Below are 15152 nucleotides of genomic sequence, written 5' to 3' on the forward strand. Positions count from 1 at the left end.
CGCGCCGATCGGCGCGATCATGAACTCCTGGATGTCCACCTCGGTGTCGGCGTGCGAGCCACCGTTGAGGATGTTCAGCATCGGCACCGGCAGCACGTGAGCGTTCGGTCCGCCGACGTAACGGAACAGCTCCAGGCCGGAGCTCGTCGCCGCCGCCTTCGCGACCGCGAGGCTCACGCCGAGGATCGCGTTCGCGCCGAGCCTGCCCTTGTCGGGCGTGCCGTCGAGGTCAACGAGCTTCTGGTCGACCACGCGCTGCTCGACAGCCTCGATGCCCACCAGCTCCGGGCCGATCTCGTCGAGCACCGCGGTGACCGCGCGCTCGACGCCCTTGCCCAGGTACCGCTTGGCGTCGCCGTCGCGCAGCTCCACCGCCTCGTGCTCACCGGTCGAAGCACCCGACGGAACAGCCGCACGCTCCAGCGTGCCGTCGTCCAGCGCCACCTCGACCTCGACGGTGGGGTTGCCGCGCGAGTCAAGGATCTCGCGTGCTCCGACCTGCTCGATGACCGCCACTTGCGCTCCCTGTTTCTCCTGCGTCTCGTCTCGCGACGAGCCTACTTGGGCCAGGTGACCGGCCGGGGCTCGCCACCTCAGGATCACAGGGAGGCCGCCGGCGTCGATCCTCTGAATCGTGCCAGACGGCCCCGTCAGCCTGCGAGTGCCGCCTACCGGATCTCGGACGGGGTGAGCGCGCGGTCGTAAACCTCGACGTCGTCGACGCCACCACCCCAGTAACCGTCGGCGTTGCCTTCGACCTTGCCGCGACCGACGACGAACGGGCCGGAAGCGTTCCACGGCGTCTCGTGCCTGGCCACGCCTTGCTGGCCCCCGTCGACGTAGAACCTGAGCTCCTTGGCCTCCGCGTCGTAGACGCCGGTCAGCCTCGTCCACACATCGGTCTCAACCGGGTAGATCGACGCCACCGAGCTTTCCGCAGCACCATCGGCGTCCGCGCCCGGAAGGTTGAAGACCCACCTGTCCAGCGCGGGCGAGTACTGCAGCGCGAACCCGCTGCGGCGCTCACCGTCCTGGCTGACCGCGGTGACCCGGTCGCCCTTCTGGTCGACCTTCACCCACGCCGCGACGCTGAAGCTCTGGTCCGTGCGCAAGCCGAGGTCCGCAGTGGACAAGGTGCCCTGCTGCTCCGGGTCCAACTGGGTGGCCTCGCTGAAGAGGCCGTCGATCCAGGTGACGCCGTTCGGAGAAGCGGTCAGCGGATGCACGTTGTCCACGACGTCGTCGCCGTTGCCGTCGAGTCGCCACCGCGCCACGGCCGGACGGGGAAAATCGGCAATGAACTGGTAGCGCTCCGGCTGCCCGGCGTTGACGTTGCCCGCCCGGTCGACGCTCTGCACGTTCAACGTGTTGAAGCCCGGTCGCACGGTGATGTCCACGGTGGCCTCGCCACCGAGCTGGTCCGCGGCGACGTAGTCCCTTGACGGGTTCTCGTAGCCGTAGTAGAAGCCCTTGACGTCGGCAACGTTGTTGGCCTTGAACGTGAACGCCCCGGTTATGTCGCCGCCGCCGTGGGACTCGTCGTCGGCCGGGAAGTCGGTGGAGGAGACCCGCGGCGGCCGGTCGGGCTGCACCGTGTCCACCTCGAACTCGCACGGGCCGGAGCGGTCCGACGACTCGTGGTTGTCGGCGGCTTCGGCGCTGAAGGTGTACTTGCCACCGTGGATGAAGGTGCCCGCCGGCTGGCTGGCCTGCGCGATCCCGCCGTTGGGCACTCTCACGCTGACGGATCCCATGTCGCCGCTTCCGACTGCGCCCCAGTAGAAGCGGGCGGTCAGGATCGGGTCCTGACCACCGTCCCGGTCGACCACACGAGCGCTGAAGACCGGGGCGGCGTAGCGGATGAACGGCCGGCCGTCGCCGACCGCGCAGTTCACGCCTTCTACCTTCAGCTCGCTCGGTACCTCCGGCTTGGTGTTGGCCGGAGCGGCGTTGGCAACCGGGGCACCCGCCAAACCCAGTGCAACGACTGCAACTGCCAAAACCTGCGGCACGCGCGCATGCGCATGCCGCGTCGCAAGGCGACGCAACATCAGAAACTTCCCCCCAAGTTGGACACGACCGGCACTAGCTTCGATCAACGTCCAACCGCGGGCAAGCGCCCGTACGCATGTACTCAGCCCGCCTTGGTCAGGCTCTCGACGGCGCGTGGCAACACCATGGGCAGAACTTCCTCGTCGAAGCCTCTTCGCCGGCGTTGACCGCGAGCGTCATCACCATGTCGCCGCGCACAAGGACCGCCTCGCAGATCCAATGCCCCTCGCGCAGGTCAGGAACGCTCTGGCAGAACGCGTACGAGCCGTCGACACCTGGAAGTTCGGGTAGCTCGACATCGGCCTCGACCGTTCGCGCGGGCTTGTTGATCACCGCGACGTACGTCTGACAAGAACGAGCCTTGGTACGCACCGTTTCGAGCACATGAGCACCGGTGACGCCGATCAGCGCGAACACGTCCTGTTCAACGGCCATCAGGCCCTTCCACACCCGCTTGCGCGACGTCGAGACACCGGCGTCGACCCGTGCGCCCAGGCACACCTCGCTGAGATAGCCGTCCGTGTTGCCGACCTCTGCCGACAGCGCCGGCCGGTCCAGCAGAGGCTTCATGCCGAAGTCGTCGAAGGCTGCCGGCGCCATCAGCGCCGCCTTCACCTTCGGTTCCAGTGCTCGCACCAGGTCCGGCGTCGACGCTGTGGACGTGGTGGTCGCCGGTGCGGAGGTCACCGGCTGCACGGCCGGTGCGGCGGCGCAGGCTGTGAGCGCGGCCAAACAAATGGCCAGAACGAATCGCATGACCTTCCCCCAGGTCGACATCGCATCAGCAGCGATGGTCAGGGGAGCTTAACCGGCAGGTGTTTCACGCCGTTCTGGAAGTTCGACCTCAACCGGCTGACCTCACCGTCGAGCTCCAACTGGCCCGGCAGCTCCAGCACAGCCTCGAACACCGCCCGCATCTGAGTCCGCGCCAACTGCGCTCCGAGACAGAAGTGCGGCCCGTGCCCAAAGCTCAGGTGGTCGGCTTCGCGGCGCGACACATCGAACCGGTCAGGTTCGGTGAACACGAGCTCATCCCGGTTGGCCGACGAGAACCAGACCACGACCTTGTCCCCCGCCTTGATCTCCACCCCGCTCAACGAAGTGTCCCGCACGGCCGTGCGCCGGAAATGCATCACGGGCGTCCACCACCGCAACATCTCCTCGACGGCGAGAGGCAACAACGAACGGTCAGCCCGCAACCGCGCGTACTGGTCCGGGTGCGACAAAAGCGCGATCATGCCGCCCGGGATGCCGTTGCGCAGGGTCTCGTTGCCGGCAACGGAAAACAGCCAGAAGAGGTTCTCGAACTCCTCAAGAGAGATGTCCTCGGACATGAGGTTGCTCAACACGTCGTCAGAGGGGTGCGCACGCTTGAAAGACCCCAGAGCGTGCGCATACGCGTAGAGGTCGGGCATGCCGTCACGGGAGCGCGGGTCACGGCCGTCCGAAGGGCGCAGTTCCAACGCCGCCAAAGCCATGTCGGTCATGCCCGCGGAGGAACTCGACGACAGCGCGTACTCGGTGTCCTGGAAGCCGATCACGCGGTTGCTCCAGTCGTAGAGCAGCGCGCGGTCCTGGCGCGGCACGCCGAAGACGTCGGCCAACGTCAGCAGCGGCAGGTCGGCCACGTCAGCGGCGAAGTCGCCGGACAACCCAGCGACGATCGCACGGGCGTTGGAGCGGATCCCCTCTTCCAGCCGTGCGACGGCACGGGGTGTGAAGGCCCTGGTCAGCATGCGCCGCAACCGCGAATGCTCAGGAGGGTCCTGGTTGAGCATCATGCGTTGGACGTAGGCCAGGTCGGCGGGCTGTGGATCGCGGATCTGGGTGGCGCCGCGGTGGGAGGAGAAGACGTCGGGCGAACGAAGGACTGCGCGGACGTCGTCGTAGCGGAAGACTGCCCAGAAGTCGTCGATGCGCACGACGTTCTTTTCGCGCAGCCGGGTTAGTGCGTCGTGCGGTACGCCCGAGGTATACGTGTCGGGGTCGACGATCAGCTCGGCATCGGTCCGCATAGAACGGGATTCTGACGTGCTTCATGTCGAACGTGGTGGAAACGGGCCGTTGCTGGTGCTGCTGCACGGGCTGGGCGCTACCGGTGAGGTGTGGAAGGACGTCGTGAAGGAGTGGCACGGCAGCTGGCTCGTGCCGGATCTGCCTGGTCACGGACGCTCCGGCCCGATCGAGAGGTACTCCTTCGGTTCGCTCGCGGCGGCTGTCGCGCAGGTCGTTCCGCGCGAACCGGTCACGATCATCGGCCATTCGCTGGGCGGCGTGGTCGGGCTGGCGCTGGCGAGCGGCTGGTTCGGCGTGAAGGTGACCACGTGCGTCGGCGTTGGGATCAAGGTCCGGTGGACGGACGAGGAGCTGGCGAAGGCCGCGGCGTTGAGCGCCAAACCCGCCAAGGTCTTCGCGAGCGAGGAAGAAGCCGTCGAGCGGGCGTCCAAGATGGCGGGCGTGCCGATCGCGCACGGCGTGTCCGAAGTGGACGGTGGATGGGCGCCGAGCCTGGACATGAAGGCCTTCGGCGTGGGGCGGCCGGACATGCCGGGGCTGATCATGGCGGCACGTGCGCACGTCGTGCTGGCGGCGGGTGAGAACGACCCGATGAGCCCTCAGGAGCACCTGGAGGAGTTGGTGCCCGAGCCGGTGATCTTCCCCGGCGCGGGCCACAACGTGCACGTCGAGTCGCCCTCTTCCCTGCACACCGTGCTGGCTCAGCTGGCCACGTAGCCGCCGTCGGCCGTGAGGACGGCGCCGGTGACGTAGCTGGACTTCTCGGACGCGAGGAACAGCACCGCTTCCGCGATCTCGTCGGGCTGGCCGACGCGCCGCAGGGCGGTCAGGCCGGTGATCGTCTCGAACATCTCGCCGGCGCCCTGGACGGCGGCGTCGGTGGCGATCGGGCCGGGGGCGACCGAGTTCACGCGGATGCCCGCCGGGCCGAACTCGACGGCCCACGACCTGGTCAGCGCGTCCATCGCGGCCTTGGAGGCGTTGTAGACGGAACCGACCGGGGTGCCGACCACGGCGGCGATCGACGAGACGTTGACGATCACGCCGTTGCCGCGGGCCACCATCGCGGGGACGAGGGCGGACGTGAGGAAGTAGGTGCCGCGGACGTTGACGTCGAACACCTGCTGGTAGCTGTCGAGCGACTGCTCCGGGGTCGGCGAGAACGGGAAGATGCCCGCGTTGTTCACGAGCACGTCGACCTCGCCGACCTCCTCGGCCAGCTTGCGGACGTCGTCGATGTTCGCGACGTCGGCGACGACGAAGTGACCGGTGCCGCCGGCCTGCTCGATCAGCGCGACGGTCTCCTTGCCCAGTTCGGCGCGGCGGCCGCTGACGTAGACGGTGGCACCCGCCTCGGCGAGCTTGACCGCGATGGAACGGCCGATGCCCGAGGTGGCTCCGGTGACGAGGGCCTTCTTGCCTGCGAGTTCCTTGGTTGACATGTCTACGAAGTTGCCGACGCCGAATGGTCAGAACATAAATTCCGGATATACGGCCAGGTCAGTCAGCTGATCAGCGCGGGTGCGCGCCAGCCGAAGTAGATCCGCACGAGCCGCGGCAGCCGGTACCGGCCGAGCACCAGCGGTTCGATCAGATGCACGTCGGCGAGCGACTCCAGCACGTACTCGATCGCCCCCGGCTCGACGCCCGCGATCTTCGCCGCCGCGCACACGTCGATCAGCTCGGCGTCCTGCCCGGCGAAGCACCGCAGGAGGTGGCGTTCCTCGTCGGTGAGCTGCTGTTCCGCCTTGATCAACGGGCCCAGCACGGCCCGGCAGTCGGACGGGATGGCGTTGCCGAGCCTCGTCTCCCGGTCCATCTGCGCCACCAGCATCGTGATGGTCCAGGTCGGCCGGCCGGAGAGCTTGCCGCCGATCACGCGGATGGCGTTCGGCAGGTACGACATGCGCGCGAGGACCTCCTCCGCCTGCTCCGGCTCAGCGGCGATCCTGGTGGGGTCGAGGACCCTCCCGAAGAACTCGTGCGCCTCCTGACCGGTGAGGCCGGCGATCTTCAACCAGGTCACGCCCGGCAGCTCGTTCAGTCGCCGCACGCTCGTGATGATCATGGCTGAGCCTGGCGTGGCCAGGTCCCGCACCGAAGCCGAGTCCTGCACGTCGTCCACGATGATCAGGAACCGCTTGCCGCGGGCCTTCTCCCGCCACAGCGCGGCCTTGTCACCCGACGGGTTCTCCACTCCGACCGCGCGCAACAGGTCGTTCGCCACGTCCTTGCCGCGGACGAAGATCTGCCCGTCCTCGAACCGGTGCTTCACGAGGTGCCCGATCCGCGTGGCCAGCGCGGTCTTTCCGCTGCCGTACATGCCGGTGATGCCGACCGTGCCCGGCAACGTGCTGAGGGCCTGGGCGATCTCCCGCGCCCGTCCGGTGAAGTCGGCGAGGTCCGGCGGCAGCTGCTCCGGCCGGCGGGGCAGGTCGAGGTCGCCCTTGAGGATCTGCGCGTACACCTTGCGCAGCTCGGGACCCGGTTCGAGGCCGAGCTCCTCGTTCAGCAAGGCGCGTACCTGGTGGAAGTGGTCCAGCGCCTCGGCCTGCCGGCCGTCCCGGAACAGCGCCTGCATCAGCAGGGCACGCGGGTGTTCTCGCAATGGGAACGAGCCGACGTGCTTCTGCAGTTCGAGCACGTCCAGCTCACGTTCGAGCCAGTCCTCACGCGTCTTGAGCCGCTGCTGCGCGAGCCGGACCCGCTGGGCGTCGAAGTAGGTGCTGTTCAGGCCTTCCAGCGGTTCGCCGCGGCAGTCGTCGACGAGCTCGGCGCGCAGCGTGTAGCCGCCGTCCTTCGACCTGAGGTTCAGCTCGGGGAGCGTCTTGCGGATCTTGTACATGTACGTGCGCAACGCCATGACCGCGCTCGGCGTCGGGTCGTCCCAGACCATGCCGATCAGCTGGTCGTTGCTCAGGCGGATGCCGTTGTTCAGCAACAACGCCGCCAGCACCGCGCGCTGCTGGCGCGGCCCCAGATCGAGCTCCTCTTCGTCGCGCCAGGCTCGTACCGGACCCATCAGTGAGAAGCGCAGGCTCATGCAACAGCACAACACCCGCGAGCATTCCTCGCTTCCCGTCTCACGGATTGGCCGGCAACGGACGTGGCTCGATCACCTGCTTCATGACGATCGTCGAGGTCAGCCCGCGCACGCCGGGGAGCTTCGCCAGCGTCTGCTCGTACAGCCGCTGGTAGGAGGCGAGATCGGCGGTGACCACGCGCAACAGGTAGTCCGGGCTGCCGAACAGGCGTTGCGCCTCCACCACGTTCGGCACGTCGACGAGCGCGCGGTCGAAGTCGTCCATGGCTTCCAGGCGCAGCTTGGCGAACACCAGCGCCTCAAAGCCGAACCCGATCGCGACGGCGTCCACCACCGCGCGGTAGCCGCGGATCACCCCGGCGCGTTCCAGCTCGCGCAGCCGACGCTGACACCGGGAGATGCTCAGCTGCACCTTGTCGGCGAGGTCGGTCACGGTCAGCCGTCCGTCAGCCTGCACCTCGGCAAGAATCTTGCGGTCGATGGCATCCATGCAGCAAAGAATGGCAAAAACTTCCTCCGAATACTCGCCTACCTTTGCCCTATGAACCCGTTACGTCAGCTTTCCTTGGACCAGCTGAGGCAACGCACGAGCGTAAAGTGGCGGCACTACCCGGAGGACGTGCTGCCGGTGTGGGTCGCCGAGATGGACGTCCAGCTCGCCGAACCCGTGGCGCGGGCGATCACCGACGCCGTGCGGCGAGGCGACACCGGCTACCCCAACGGCACCGCCTACGCCGAGGCACTCGCCGAGTTCGCGAAGAAGCGCTGGGACTGGGCCCCTGCCGTGGAACGGACCGCGATCGTGCCCGACGTGATGCTGGGCGTCGTCGAGATGTTCCGGCTGATCTCCCACCGCGACGCGCCCGTCGTCGTCAACTGTCCCGCCTACCCGCCGTTCTACCAGTTCGTCGAGTCCCTGGGACGGTCGATCGTGGAGGCGCCGCTGAACGCCTCCTGGCGGATCGACCTCGCCGCGCTGGAGGAGGCGTTCGTGCGGGCGGGCAGGGGCGCGGTGTACCTGTTGTGCAGCCCGCACAACCCGACCGGCACCGTCCACACCGCCGCTGAGCTCGAAGAAGTCGCCGAACTGGCGCGCCGGCACGGGATTCGCGTGGTGGCCGACGAGATCCACGCGCCGCTCACGACCGCGGACTTCGTGCCGTACCTGAGCGTCGCGGACGACGGGCTGTCGTTGATGTCGGCCTCCAAGGCCTGGAACCTGGCCGGCCTCAAGGCGGCGCTCGCGATCGCCGGTCCCGAGTCGGCGGAGGATCTCGCGCGACTGCCGGAAGAGGTGGGCCACGGTCCCAGCCACGTCGGGATCCTCGCCCACACCGCGGCGCTGCGGGACGGCGGAGACTGGCTCGACGCACTGCTGGCCGACCTCGACGAGAACCGGCGGCTGCTCACCGAACTGCTGGCCGAACACCTCCCCGCCGTCCGGTACACGCCGGGTGAGGGCACCTATCTCGCCTGGCTGGACTGCCGCGGCCTCGGTCTCGGCGACGACCCGGCCAAGACGTTCCTGAAGCACGGCAGGGTCGCGGTGAACTCGGGCATCCCGTTCGGCACCGGCGGCGCGGGGTTCGTGCGGATGAACCTCGCCACCACGCCGGAGGTGATCACCGAGGCCGTGCGCAGGATGGCCGTCGGGTGGAACGAAGGCTCGTCCTGAGCGGACCTGACTGGTAGTCCTGGGATCGTGCGGATCAAACCCGGCTTCGCGGTCGTCACGGTGCTGGTCTGGGCGTCCGGCTATCCGGTGGGCGCGCTGGCCGTCGCCGTGGCTCCCCCGTTCCTGATGACGACGATCCGGTTCGCCCTGGCCGCCACGCTGATGGCGCTGGTGGCGCTGGTGACGAGCGCGCGCTGGCCACGCGGTTGGCCGCTCGTTCACACGTGCGTCGCGGGACTGCTCGTGCAGGCCTGCCAGTTCTCCGGCGTGTACTTGGGACTGCGGCTGGGCGTGCCGGCGGCGGTCACCGCGTTGGTCATCTCGTGCACGCCGGTGCTTACGGCCGTTGTGGCCGCTTGGGTGTTCCGTGTCCGAATTGGACTGAAGCAGCTGCTGGGTTTGGCGTTCGGCATCGCCGCGGTGCTGGCCGCGCTGTGGGACCGGCTGGGGTCGTTCGGGTCCGGCGCGGTGTTCACGGTGCTGGGCATGCTCTGCTTCGTCGCGGGTGGGGTCTACCAGCAGAAGTTCTGCCGGGACACCGACTTCCGCAGCGGCAACGCGGTGCAGCACGCCGCGTCGGTGCCGGTGGTCGGGTTGCTGGCGCTGACCGAGAACGCCGGGGTGACGGACTGGCGGCAGCTGTGGCTCACGCTGGTGTTCCTGGTGCTGGTGAACTCGATGGGCGGGGCGTCGTTGTTCCTGGTCGGGGTGCGCGACGGCGGGGCGGCGGCGATGACCACGCTGTCCTCTGTGGTCCCGTCCGTCACGGCGTTGATCGCGTGGCCGTTGCTCGGTCAGACGCCGACGGCCGGGGTGGTCACGGGACTGGTCCTCGGGTTCCTGGCGTGCTGGCTGGGAACGTCCACTCCTTCGAGTTCTGTCGCCCGGACGGCAGTCGAAGAACCAGCGAACGGTAGGTAACGTTGATCGAATGACGGACAGCACCTTCGAGGCGTTCCGGAAGGCGGAGGCGTTGATGGCCCAGCGTCGGCCGCTGGAGGCGCTGCGCGAGCTGAAGCAGGTGCTGGCCGAGGCCGGGGAGGCGCCGTCCGTGCAACTGCTGGCGGGCCGGGCGTATCTCGGTTCGGCACAGCTGCACCGGGCAGAAGAGGCGTTCCGCAAGGTCCTCGACCTGGACCCGAGCGATCACTACGCACGGTTCGCACTGGGCAAGACCCTGCAACGGCTGGCCCGGCTGCCCGAGGCGCTTGCGCAACTGCGGATGGCCGTCGCGATGAACCCGTCACCTGAGTATCAGGAAGCCCTCGGCGAAGTACGCGCCAGGATGGCCGTCGAGCGCGATCGCTGACTGTCCACTGAGGACTGCCCAGCAACGTTGCTCCGTTTGGACGCGTGGTGAGCGGTGAGTGAGCGACTAACTTCTCTGTGAGGCCACCAGGGGGATGCGACGAGCGTCTGACGGCCGTACAGGATCCGGGGATCTGTCTACCGTGAGCGCGTCTGTTCGCGCTGCCGTGGTTCTGGTGTGCCGACGTTACGCCGCGAACAGAGGGGTTTTGGGCAGTGAAGATGGTCAAGCTTTCGGCATTGGCGGCGGTCGCCGCCACCGCAGCACTGCTGGCGTCGACCACGCCGTCACTCGCACAGGGGCAGAGTGGCCCGTCCGCGATCACGCCTGATGTCAGGGCGTTGATGCAGACTCAGGACAAGCTTCACAAAATCGCCGACCGGTTCGAGAGAGGCAACGGCTTCGGCGGGCTCTCGGTGGACGCCGGCAGCAAGACGCTGAACGTCTACTGGAAGGGCAAGGCACCGGCCAAGGTGACGGCGGCGGCCGCGGTCGCCAAGGCGCAGGGCCTCGTCGTGAAGATCCACCCGGCCAAGTACTCGCAGGCCGAGCTCAAGGCCGAGGCCGCACGCATGCTCAAGGCCGGCGCGCCGATCCAGAGCATCGCCGCCAAGCACGACGGCAGCGGTCTCGCGATCAAGCAGGCGGCGGGCTTCTCCGCGAAGGCCGCCGTCCAGAGCGCGGTCCCGGTCGAGGTGGAGGCAGGCGACGTCGAGCTCGCCGCGTCCCGGCTCGTCGACACCTCGCCGTTCAAGGGCGGTGCGTACATCCAGAACACCGCCGCGGACGGCACCATCCAGGGTGGCTGCACCTCGGGTTTCGCCGTGATCGACAACGCCACGGGTGCCGACAAGCTCCTCACCGCCGCGCACTGCGGCCAGTCCGGCAGCTACTACACCAACGCCGCGGGTGACTTCATCGGCTCGGTGGAGAGCCGGGCGGTGGCTTCGGACAGCGAGATCCTCGGCGCCACCGGCCAGGCCCGCGTCTGGATCGGCGACTCGATCGAGAACGAGCAGAACCAGACCAGCCTCGAGGTCATCGGCTCCTCCGCCACGATCGTCGGCGACTGGCTGTGCGACTCGGGTTCGTACTCGGGCACCATCTGCAGCATCCAGGCCGTGAAGGTCGGCTTGACCGTCTGCCTCGGCAGCTTCGGCTGCGTGAACAACGCGGTCGAGGCGGTGCACAGCGGTGGCTTCAGCGCGGGCGGCAACGGCGACAGCGGTGGCCCGGTCTTCTCGGTGCAGCAGCCCGGCGACAAGCTCGTCGCCCGCGGCACCCTGACCGCGATCTCGGTCGCGCCCGCCGACATCCGCCAGTGCAGCGGTGTGCCGGAGCGCAACGGCCGCAAGTGCTCGCAGCGGATCATCTTCCCGGACGTCACGGCCCAGCTGGCGGCCCACAACGTCCGGGTCAAGACGATCTCCTGACCCACCGACACCGGGCGGGTTCGAGTCCTTTGTGGACTTGAACCCGCCCGGTCGCACGAGGTCGCCGACCTCCGCCAGTGCAGCGGAGTGCCGGCGTGCAACGGGCGCCAGTGCTCGCAGCGGATCTACTTCCCGGACGTCACCTACCAGCTGCGCGACCTGAACGCCCGGATCAAGACCGTTTCCTGACGCTCAGCTCCGGAAGAGGGTTTCGCCCCAGTAGCCACCTGGCTGAACGCCCGGTGGCACTGCGAAGTGACCTGAACCCGTGTGCTCGACGTACTCCATCATGTCGTCCTTTGTGGACAACGCCTGCTGCATCGGGACGAACTGCTTGCCCGTGTCACGGTTGAAACCCAGGAAGAACAGTCCCGCGTCGAGGTGCCCGAGCCCGTCCGAGCCGTCGGTGAAGTTGTAACCGCGGCGCAGGATCCTGACCCCGTTCAACGACTCCGGCGAGGCGAGCCGGATGTGCGCGATCTCGCCGATCAACGGCACCCCGCCCGCGCCCCTGACGTGCAGGTCGGGTTCGTCGAACTCCTTCTGCTGGCCCAGCGGCGCACCCTCGCCCTTGGTGCGGCCGATGATCTGCTCCTGCTCGGTCAGCGACGTGCGGTCCCAGATCTCGATGTGCATGCGGATCCGGCGCGACACCAGGTACGTGCCGCCGACGAGCCAGTCCGGGCCGTCCTCCTTCGAGACCCAGACGTGGTTCTTCAGGTGTTCGGTGTCCTCGGCCTTGATGTTGCGCGTGCCGTCCTTGAACCCGAACATGTTGCGCGGTGTGGCCTGGTCGCGCGTGGTCGACGAGGTGCGGCCGAAGCCGAGCTGCGACCAGCGGACCGCGACCCGGCCGAAGCCGATGCGCACCAGGTTGCGGATGGCGTGCACGGCCACCTGCGGGTCGTTCGCGCAGGCCTGGATGCAGATGTCTCCATTGCTGCGCAACGGGTCCAGGTCGTCCTGCGGGAAGCGCGGCAGGTCGATCAACCGCTCCGGCCGCTTGTCCTTGAGCCCGAACCTGTCGTCGAAGAGCGACGGCCCGAAGCCGATGGTGATCGTCAACGCGGACGCGGGCAGGTCGAGCGCCTCGCCGGTGTCCTTCGGCGGCGCCTCGGCGTTGCCACCGACGGCACCGTTCTCCGCGGCCTCCTGGCCGGCCGTCATCCGTTCCGCGGCGACGGTCCACTGCTTGAGCAGGTCGATCAACTCGTCGCGGCTCTTCGTCTTCACGTCCAGCGCGACGAAGTGCATGTGGTCCTGCGCGGGCGTGACGATGCCCGCCTGGACGTCACCGTAGAACGGCACCTTCGCCGCCGCGAGGTTCTCGACCTCCGGCGACTGCCTGCTCGCCAGCACCCCACCGGTGGCACCCGCACCCGCGAGCGCCACACCGGCGCCCGCGTACCCGAGCAGCCTCCGCCGCGAGACCCCGGTCACTTGGCCGACACCACTTCAGCGACTTTGCTGACCGGCTCGCCGAGCGCGTCGACGGCCTCGGCCAGCGTCTTGATCTCGTCCTGCGTCAGCTCGGTGTAGAGCTTGAAGCCGTCACCCTTGCGGTGCTTCTCCAGCGCCTCGTCGAGCGCCTTGAACTTGGCGTCCAAAGTGGACACGAGCGCCGCGTCCTTCGGTGCCACCGCGGGGCGCAGCGCGGCGATCGCGGCCTGCGAACCGTCCACGTTCGCGCGGAAGTCCCAGAGGTCGGTGTGCGAGTAACGGTCCTCCTCACCGGTGATCTTGCCGGTGGCGACCTCGTCGAGCAGCTCCTTGGCACCGTTGGCCAGCTCCACCGGAGTCAGCTCGACGCTCTTGGCCTTGGACACGATCTCCTTGACGTCGGTCAGGAGCTGGTCCGCGATCTTCTCGGAGTCGGCCTGCAGCCCGGACACCCACAGGTCCTTCTCCAGGCGGTGGTAGCCGGTGAACGCCATGCCCTCGGCGATGACGTCCTCACGACCGTCGATCTTGGGGTCGAGGTCGCCGAAGCTCTCCGCGACTGGCTCGATGCGCTCCCAGTAGGTGCGCGCCACGGGGAAGAGCGCCTTGGCGTCGTCGACCTTCTTGGCCTTGACGGCGTTGACGAACTCCTCGGTCTTCACCAGCAGCTGGTCGGCCTGCGAGTTGACGTAACGCTGGTAGCTCTTGGTCGCCTCGGCGAGCAACGCGTTGCCGTCGGTCGACTTCTTGCTGTCACCGGTGACCGTGAAGTCGCCGCGGATGCCGTCGCCCTTCATGCCGGGCTTGCACGCGGTCTGGAACTTGCCGGACTCGGTCACCTCGACGATCAGCTTGCGGCTGAGCCCAGGCCCGATGTTCTCGACCTCACCGAGGATCCGGTCACCCTCCGCGTAGAGGTAGAACTCGGTCACCTTGGTGCCCTTGTTGGTCACCTCGAACGTGACGTTGCCGGTGCTCGCCTCGGTCTTGGCCACCTTGCACGCGTCGTCACTCGCCTCGACGGCGATGTTGCCGCTCGCGTCGCTTTTCGTGCTGCCGTTGCTACACGCCGCCAACACCGCGAGCGAGCCCAGGATGACTACTGCTTTGCGCACGGTTGCTACTCCATCGATCAGTTGGACACGGCAGCGCGGCGGCGCGGCCGGATGAGGAACAGGGACAGAACAACCCCCACGTAGGCGACCCACGCGATGGCCTGCAGCACGGACGTCCGCTGCGAGTAGTTGAAGAACCCCTTGAGCAGCGCCCCGTACCAGGAGTCCTCCGGCACGACGTCGCTGATGTCGAACGCCAGCGTGTTCAACCCGGGCAGGATGGCGGCCTCCTGCAGGTCGTGAATGCCGTAACTCAGCACGCCGGCGGCCACGAACACGAGCAGCACACCCGTGACCGTGAAGAACTTGCCAAGATCGAACCGGATGGCCCCCTGGTACAGCAGCGCCGCGATCACCACGGCCACCGCGATCCCCGCCAGGAACCCGAGCAACGGCTCAGCAGTCCCCCCACCGGCCGCCTGCACGCTGGAATAGAAGAAGACGGCCGTCTCCAGCCCTTCCCGCCCCACCGACAAAAGGGCCAGCGCCACGATGGCGATAGGTCCGATTTGAAGCGCTTCGTCCATTTTGCCGCGCAACTCGGCCGCAATCGTCTTGGCCGCCCTGCGCATCCAGAAGATCATTCCGGTGACGAACGCGACGGCAATGATCGACATGACCCCGCCGAACGCTTCCTGCTGCTCGAACGACATCCCGGCAGCACTGAACGTGATGATCGCCCCGGCCGCTACGGACAGTGCCACCGCCGTCGCAACACCGACCCAAACCCACTTGAGCGCATACCGCCGCCCCGTCTTCACCAGGAATGCGATCAAGATGCTCACCACGAGCGCGGCCTCGAGGCCTTCCCGCAGCCCGATCAAGCCATTGGCAAACAGCATCCCGACGCCTCCGTGAATTAGGTCGGCCTTATTTAAGGTAAGCCTCACCTGAATGTCCAGCCGCCATCAGTGCCGGTTTCATCACTCTTCACCCGCTCGGCCCACCAGCCGGACACGTAGCCTGGATCTCGTGGTCCCGCAGCCGCCCAACCCGCCCCAAGCCCGCCGCCCCCGCTCCGGCAACATCTTCGGCCGCATCGTCCTGGTGCTGCTGCTGATCGTCGTGG

General features: G+C 67.8%; 15 protein-coding genes. 5 read left to right on the forward strand and 10 right to left on the reverse strand.

Features of this window, described 5'->3' with window-relative positions; translation table 11 throughout:
• The 4 genes from B0F77_RS42990 to B0F77_RS43005 all read right to left on the reverse strand — a co-directional run.
• The coding region (locus B0F77_RS42990) for a phosphopyruvate hydratase family protein (protein ID WP_483868457.1) at positions 1 to 516 on the reverse strand (516 nt) is incomplete at its 3' end.
• A 152-nt stretch (positions 517 to 668) separates the two neighbouring features.
• Entirely contained in the window at positions 669 to 1895 is a 1227-nt protein-coding gene (locus B0F77_RS42995) for a LamG domain-containing protein (protein ID WP_143467220.1), read from the reverse strand.
• Positions 1896 to 2148: 253 nt separating this feature from the next.
• The gene (locus B0F77_RS43000) at positions 2149 to 2808 is read right to left on the reverse strand and encodes a hypothetical protein (protein WP_143467221.1); all 660 of its coding nucleotides are present in this window, start codon (positions 2806 to 2808) and stop codon (positions 2149 to 2151) included.
• 38 nt (positions 2809 to 2846) lie between these two features.
• Positions 2847 to 4067, reverse strand: a complete 1221-nt coding sequence (locus B0F77_RS43005) for a cytochrome P450 (RefSeq protein WP_086668846.1) — start codon at positions 4065 to 4067, stop codon at positions 2847 to 2849.
• A gap of 16 nt (positions 4068 to 4083) precedes the next feature.
• On the opposite strand from B0F77_RS43005, the gene B0F77_RS43010 reads away from it, so the two are divergent.
• The gene (locus B0F77_RS43010; RefSeq protein ID WP_245849440.1) at positions 4084 to 4785 is read left to right on the forward strand and encodes an alpha/beta fold hydrolase; all 702 of its coding nucleotides are present in this window, start codon (positions 4084 to 4086) and stop codon (positions 4783 to 4785) included.
• Here B0F77_RS43010 and B0F77_RS43015 read toward each other — a convergent pair.
• The 3 genes from B0F77_RS43015 to B0F77_RS43025 all read right to left on the reverse strand — a co-directional run bounded on the left by B0F77_RS43015 (position 4770) and on the right by B0F77_RS43025 (position 7601).
• Positions 4770 to 5510: an SDR family NAD(P)-dependent oxidoreductase gene (locus tag B0F77_RS43015; protein ID WP_086668847.1), complete on the reverse strand. Its 741-nt coding sequence runs from the start codon at positions 5508 to 5510 to the stop codon at positions 4770 to 4772. The genes B0F77_RS43010 and B0F77_RS43015 overlap by 16 nt on opposite strands.
• A 62-nt stretch (positions 5511 to 5572) precedes the next feature.
• Entirely contained in the window at positions 5573 to 7111 is a 1539-nt protein-coding gene (locus tag B0F77_RS43020) for an AfsR/SARP family transcriptional regulator (RefSeq protein WP_086668848.1), read from the reverse strand.
• A 40-nt stretch (positions 7112 to 7151) separates the two neighbouring features.
• The gene (locus B0F77_RS43025) at positions 7152 to 7601 is read right to left on the reverse strand and encodes an Lrp/AsnC family transcriptional regulator (RefSeq protein ID WP_086668849.1); all 450 of its coding nucleotides are present in this window, start codon (positions 7599 to 7601) and stop codon (positions 7152 to 7154) included.
• 51 nt (positions 7602 to 7652) lie between these two features.
• Between B0F77_RS43025 and B0F77_RS43030 the strand changes: the two genes are divergently transcribed.
• The 4 genes from B0F77_RS43030 to B0F77_RS43045 all read left to right on the forward strand — a co-directional run bounded on the left by B0F77_RS43030 (position 7653) and on the right by B0F77_RS43045 (position 11528).
• A complete protein-coding gene (locus B0F77_RS43030) occupies positions 7653 to 8786 on the forward strand; it encodes a MalY/PatB family protein (protein WP_086668850.1) in 1134 nt (377 codons plus the stop codon).
• Positions 8787 to 8813: 27 nt separating this feature from the next.
• Complete coding sequence (locus B0F77_RS43035; protein WP_086668851.1) at positions 8814 to 9707, forward strand: DMT family transporter; 894 nt, start codon at positions 8814 to 8816, stop codon at positions 9705 to 9707.
• 10 nt (positions 9708 to 9717) lie between these two features.
• Positions 9718 to 10095: a tetratricopeptide repeat protein gene (locus tag B0F77_RS43040; RefSeq protein WP_086668852.1), complete on the forward strand. Its 378-nt coding sequence runs from the start codon at positions 9718 to 9720 to the stop codon at positions 10093 to 10095.
• Between the two features lie 221 nt (positions 10096 to 10316).
• Positions 10317 to 11528 (forward strand): chymotrypsin family serine protease, encoded by a 1212-nt coding sequence (locus tag B0F77_RS43045; protein ID WP_143467222.1) that lies wholly within the window; start codon positions 10317 to 10319, stop codon positions 11526 to 11528.
• Between the two features lie 192 nt (positions 11529 to 11720).
• Here B0F77_RS43045 and efeB read toward each other — a convergent pair whose 3' ends face one another.
• Genes efeB through efeU form a run of 3 tightly spaced genes read right to left on the reverse strand, consistent with a single transcriptional unit; the run spans position 11721 to position 14925 of the window.
• Positions 11721 to 12968: an iron uptake transporter deferrochelatase/peroxidase subunit gene (gene efeB, locus B0F77_RS43050; RefSeq protein ID WP_086668854.1), complete on the reverse strand. Its 1248-nt coding sequence runs from the start codon at positions 12966 to 12968 to the stop codon at positions 11721 to 11723.
• Entirely contained in the window at positions 12965 to 14083 is a 1119-nt protein-coding gene (gene efeO / locus B0F77_RS43055; protein ID WP_086668855.1) for an iron uptake system protein EfeO, read from the reverse strand. Before efeO ends, efeB begins: the two co-directional genes overlap by 4 nt.
• A 17-nt stretch (positions 14084 to 14100) precedes the next feature.
• Complete coding sequence (efeU, locus tag B0F77_RS43060; protein ID WP_086668857.1) at positions 14101 to 14925, reverse strand: iron uptake transporter permease EfeU; 825 nt, start codon at positions 14923 to 14925, stop codon at positions 14101 to 14103.
• Positions 14926 to 15152: the final 227 nt, after the last annotated feature.

The sequence above is a fragment of the Lentzea kentuckyensis genome (assembly GCF_002150765.1).
GTDB classification, from domain to species: Bacteria; Actinomycetota; Actinomycetes; order Mycobacteriales; family Pseudonocardiaceae; genus Lentzea; species Lentzea kentuckyensis.

Bases quoted from the DNA above. Each gene is read 5' to 3' on its own strand.
- B0F77_RS43000 (WP_143467221.1), bottom strand. From the start codon at position 2,808: ATGCGATTCGTTCTGGCCATTTGTTTGGCCGCGCTCACAGCCTGCGCC.
- B0F77_RS43005 (WP_086668846.1), bottom strand. From the start codon at position 4,067: ATGCGGACCGATGCCGAGCTGATCGTCGACCCCGACACGTATACCTCG.
- B0F77_RS43015 (WP_086668847.1), bottom strand. From the start codon at position 5,510: ATGTCAACCAAGGAACTCGCAGGCAAGAAGGCCCTCGTCACCGGAGCC.
- B0F77_RS43020 (WP_086668848.1), bottom strand. From the start codon at position 7,111: ATGAGCCTGCGCTTCTCACTGATGGGTCCGGTACGAGCCTGGCGCGAC.
- B0F77_RS43025 (WP_086668849.1), bottom strand. From the start codon at position 7,601: ATGGATGCCATCGACCGCAAGATTCTTGCCGAGGTGCAGGCTGACGGA.
- B0F77_RS43030 (WP_086668850.1), top strand. From the start codon at position 7,653: ATGAACCCGTTACGTCAGCTTTCCTTGGACCAGCTGAGGCAACGCACG.
- B0F77_RS43040 (WP_086668852.1), top strand. From the start codon at position 9,718: ATGACGGACAGCACCTTCGAGGCGTTCCGGAAGGCGGAGGCGTTGATG.
- B0F77_RS43045 (WP_143467222.1), top strand. From the start codon at position 10,317: ATGGTCAAGCTTTCGGCATTGGCGGCGGTCGCCGCCACCGCAGCACTG.
- efeU (WP_086668857.1), bottom strand. From the start codon at position 14,925: ATGCTGTTTGCCAATGGCTTGATCGGGCTGCGGGAAGGCCTCGAGGCC.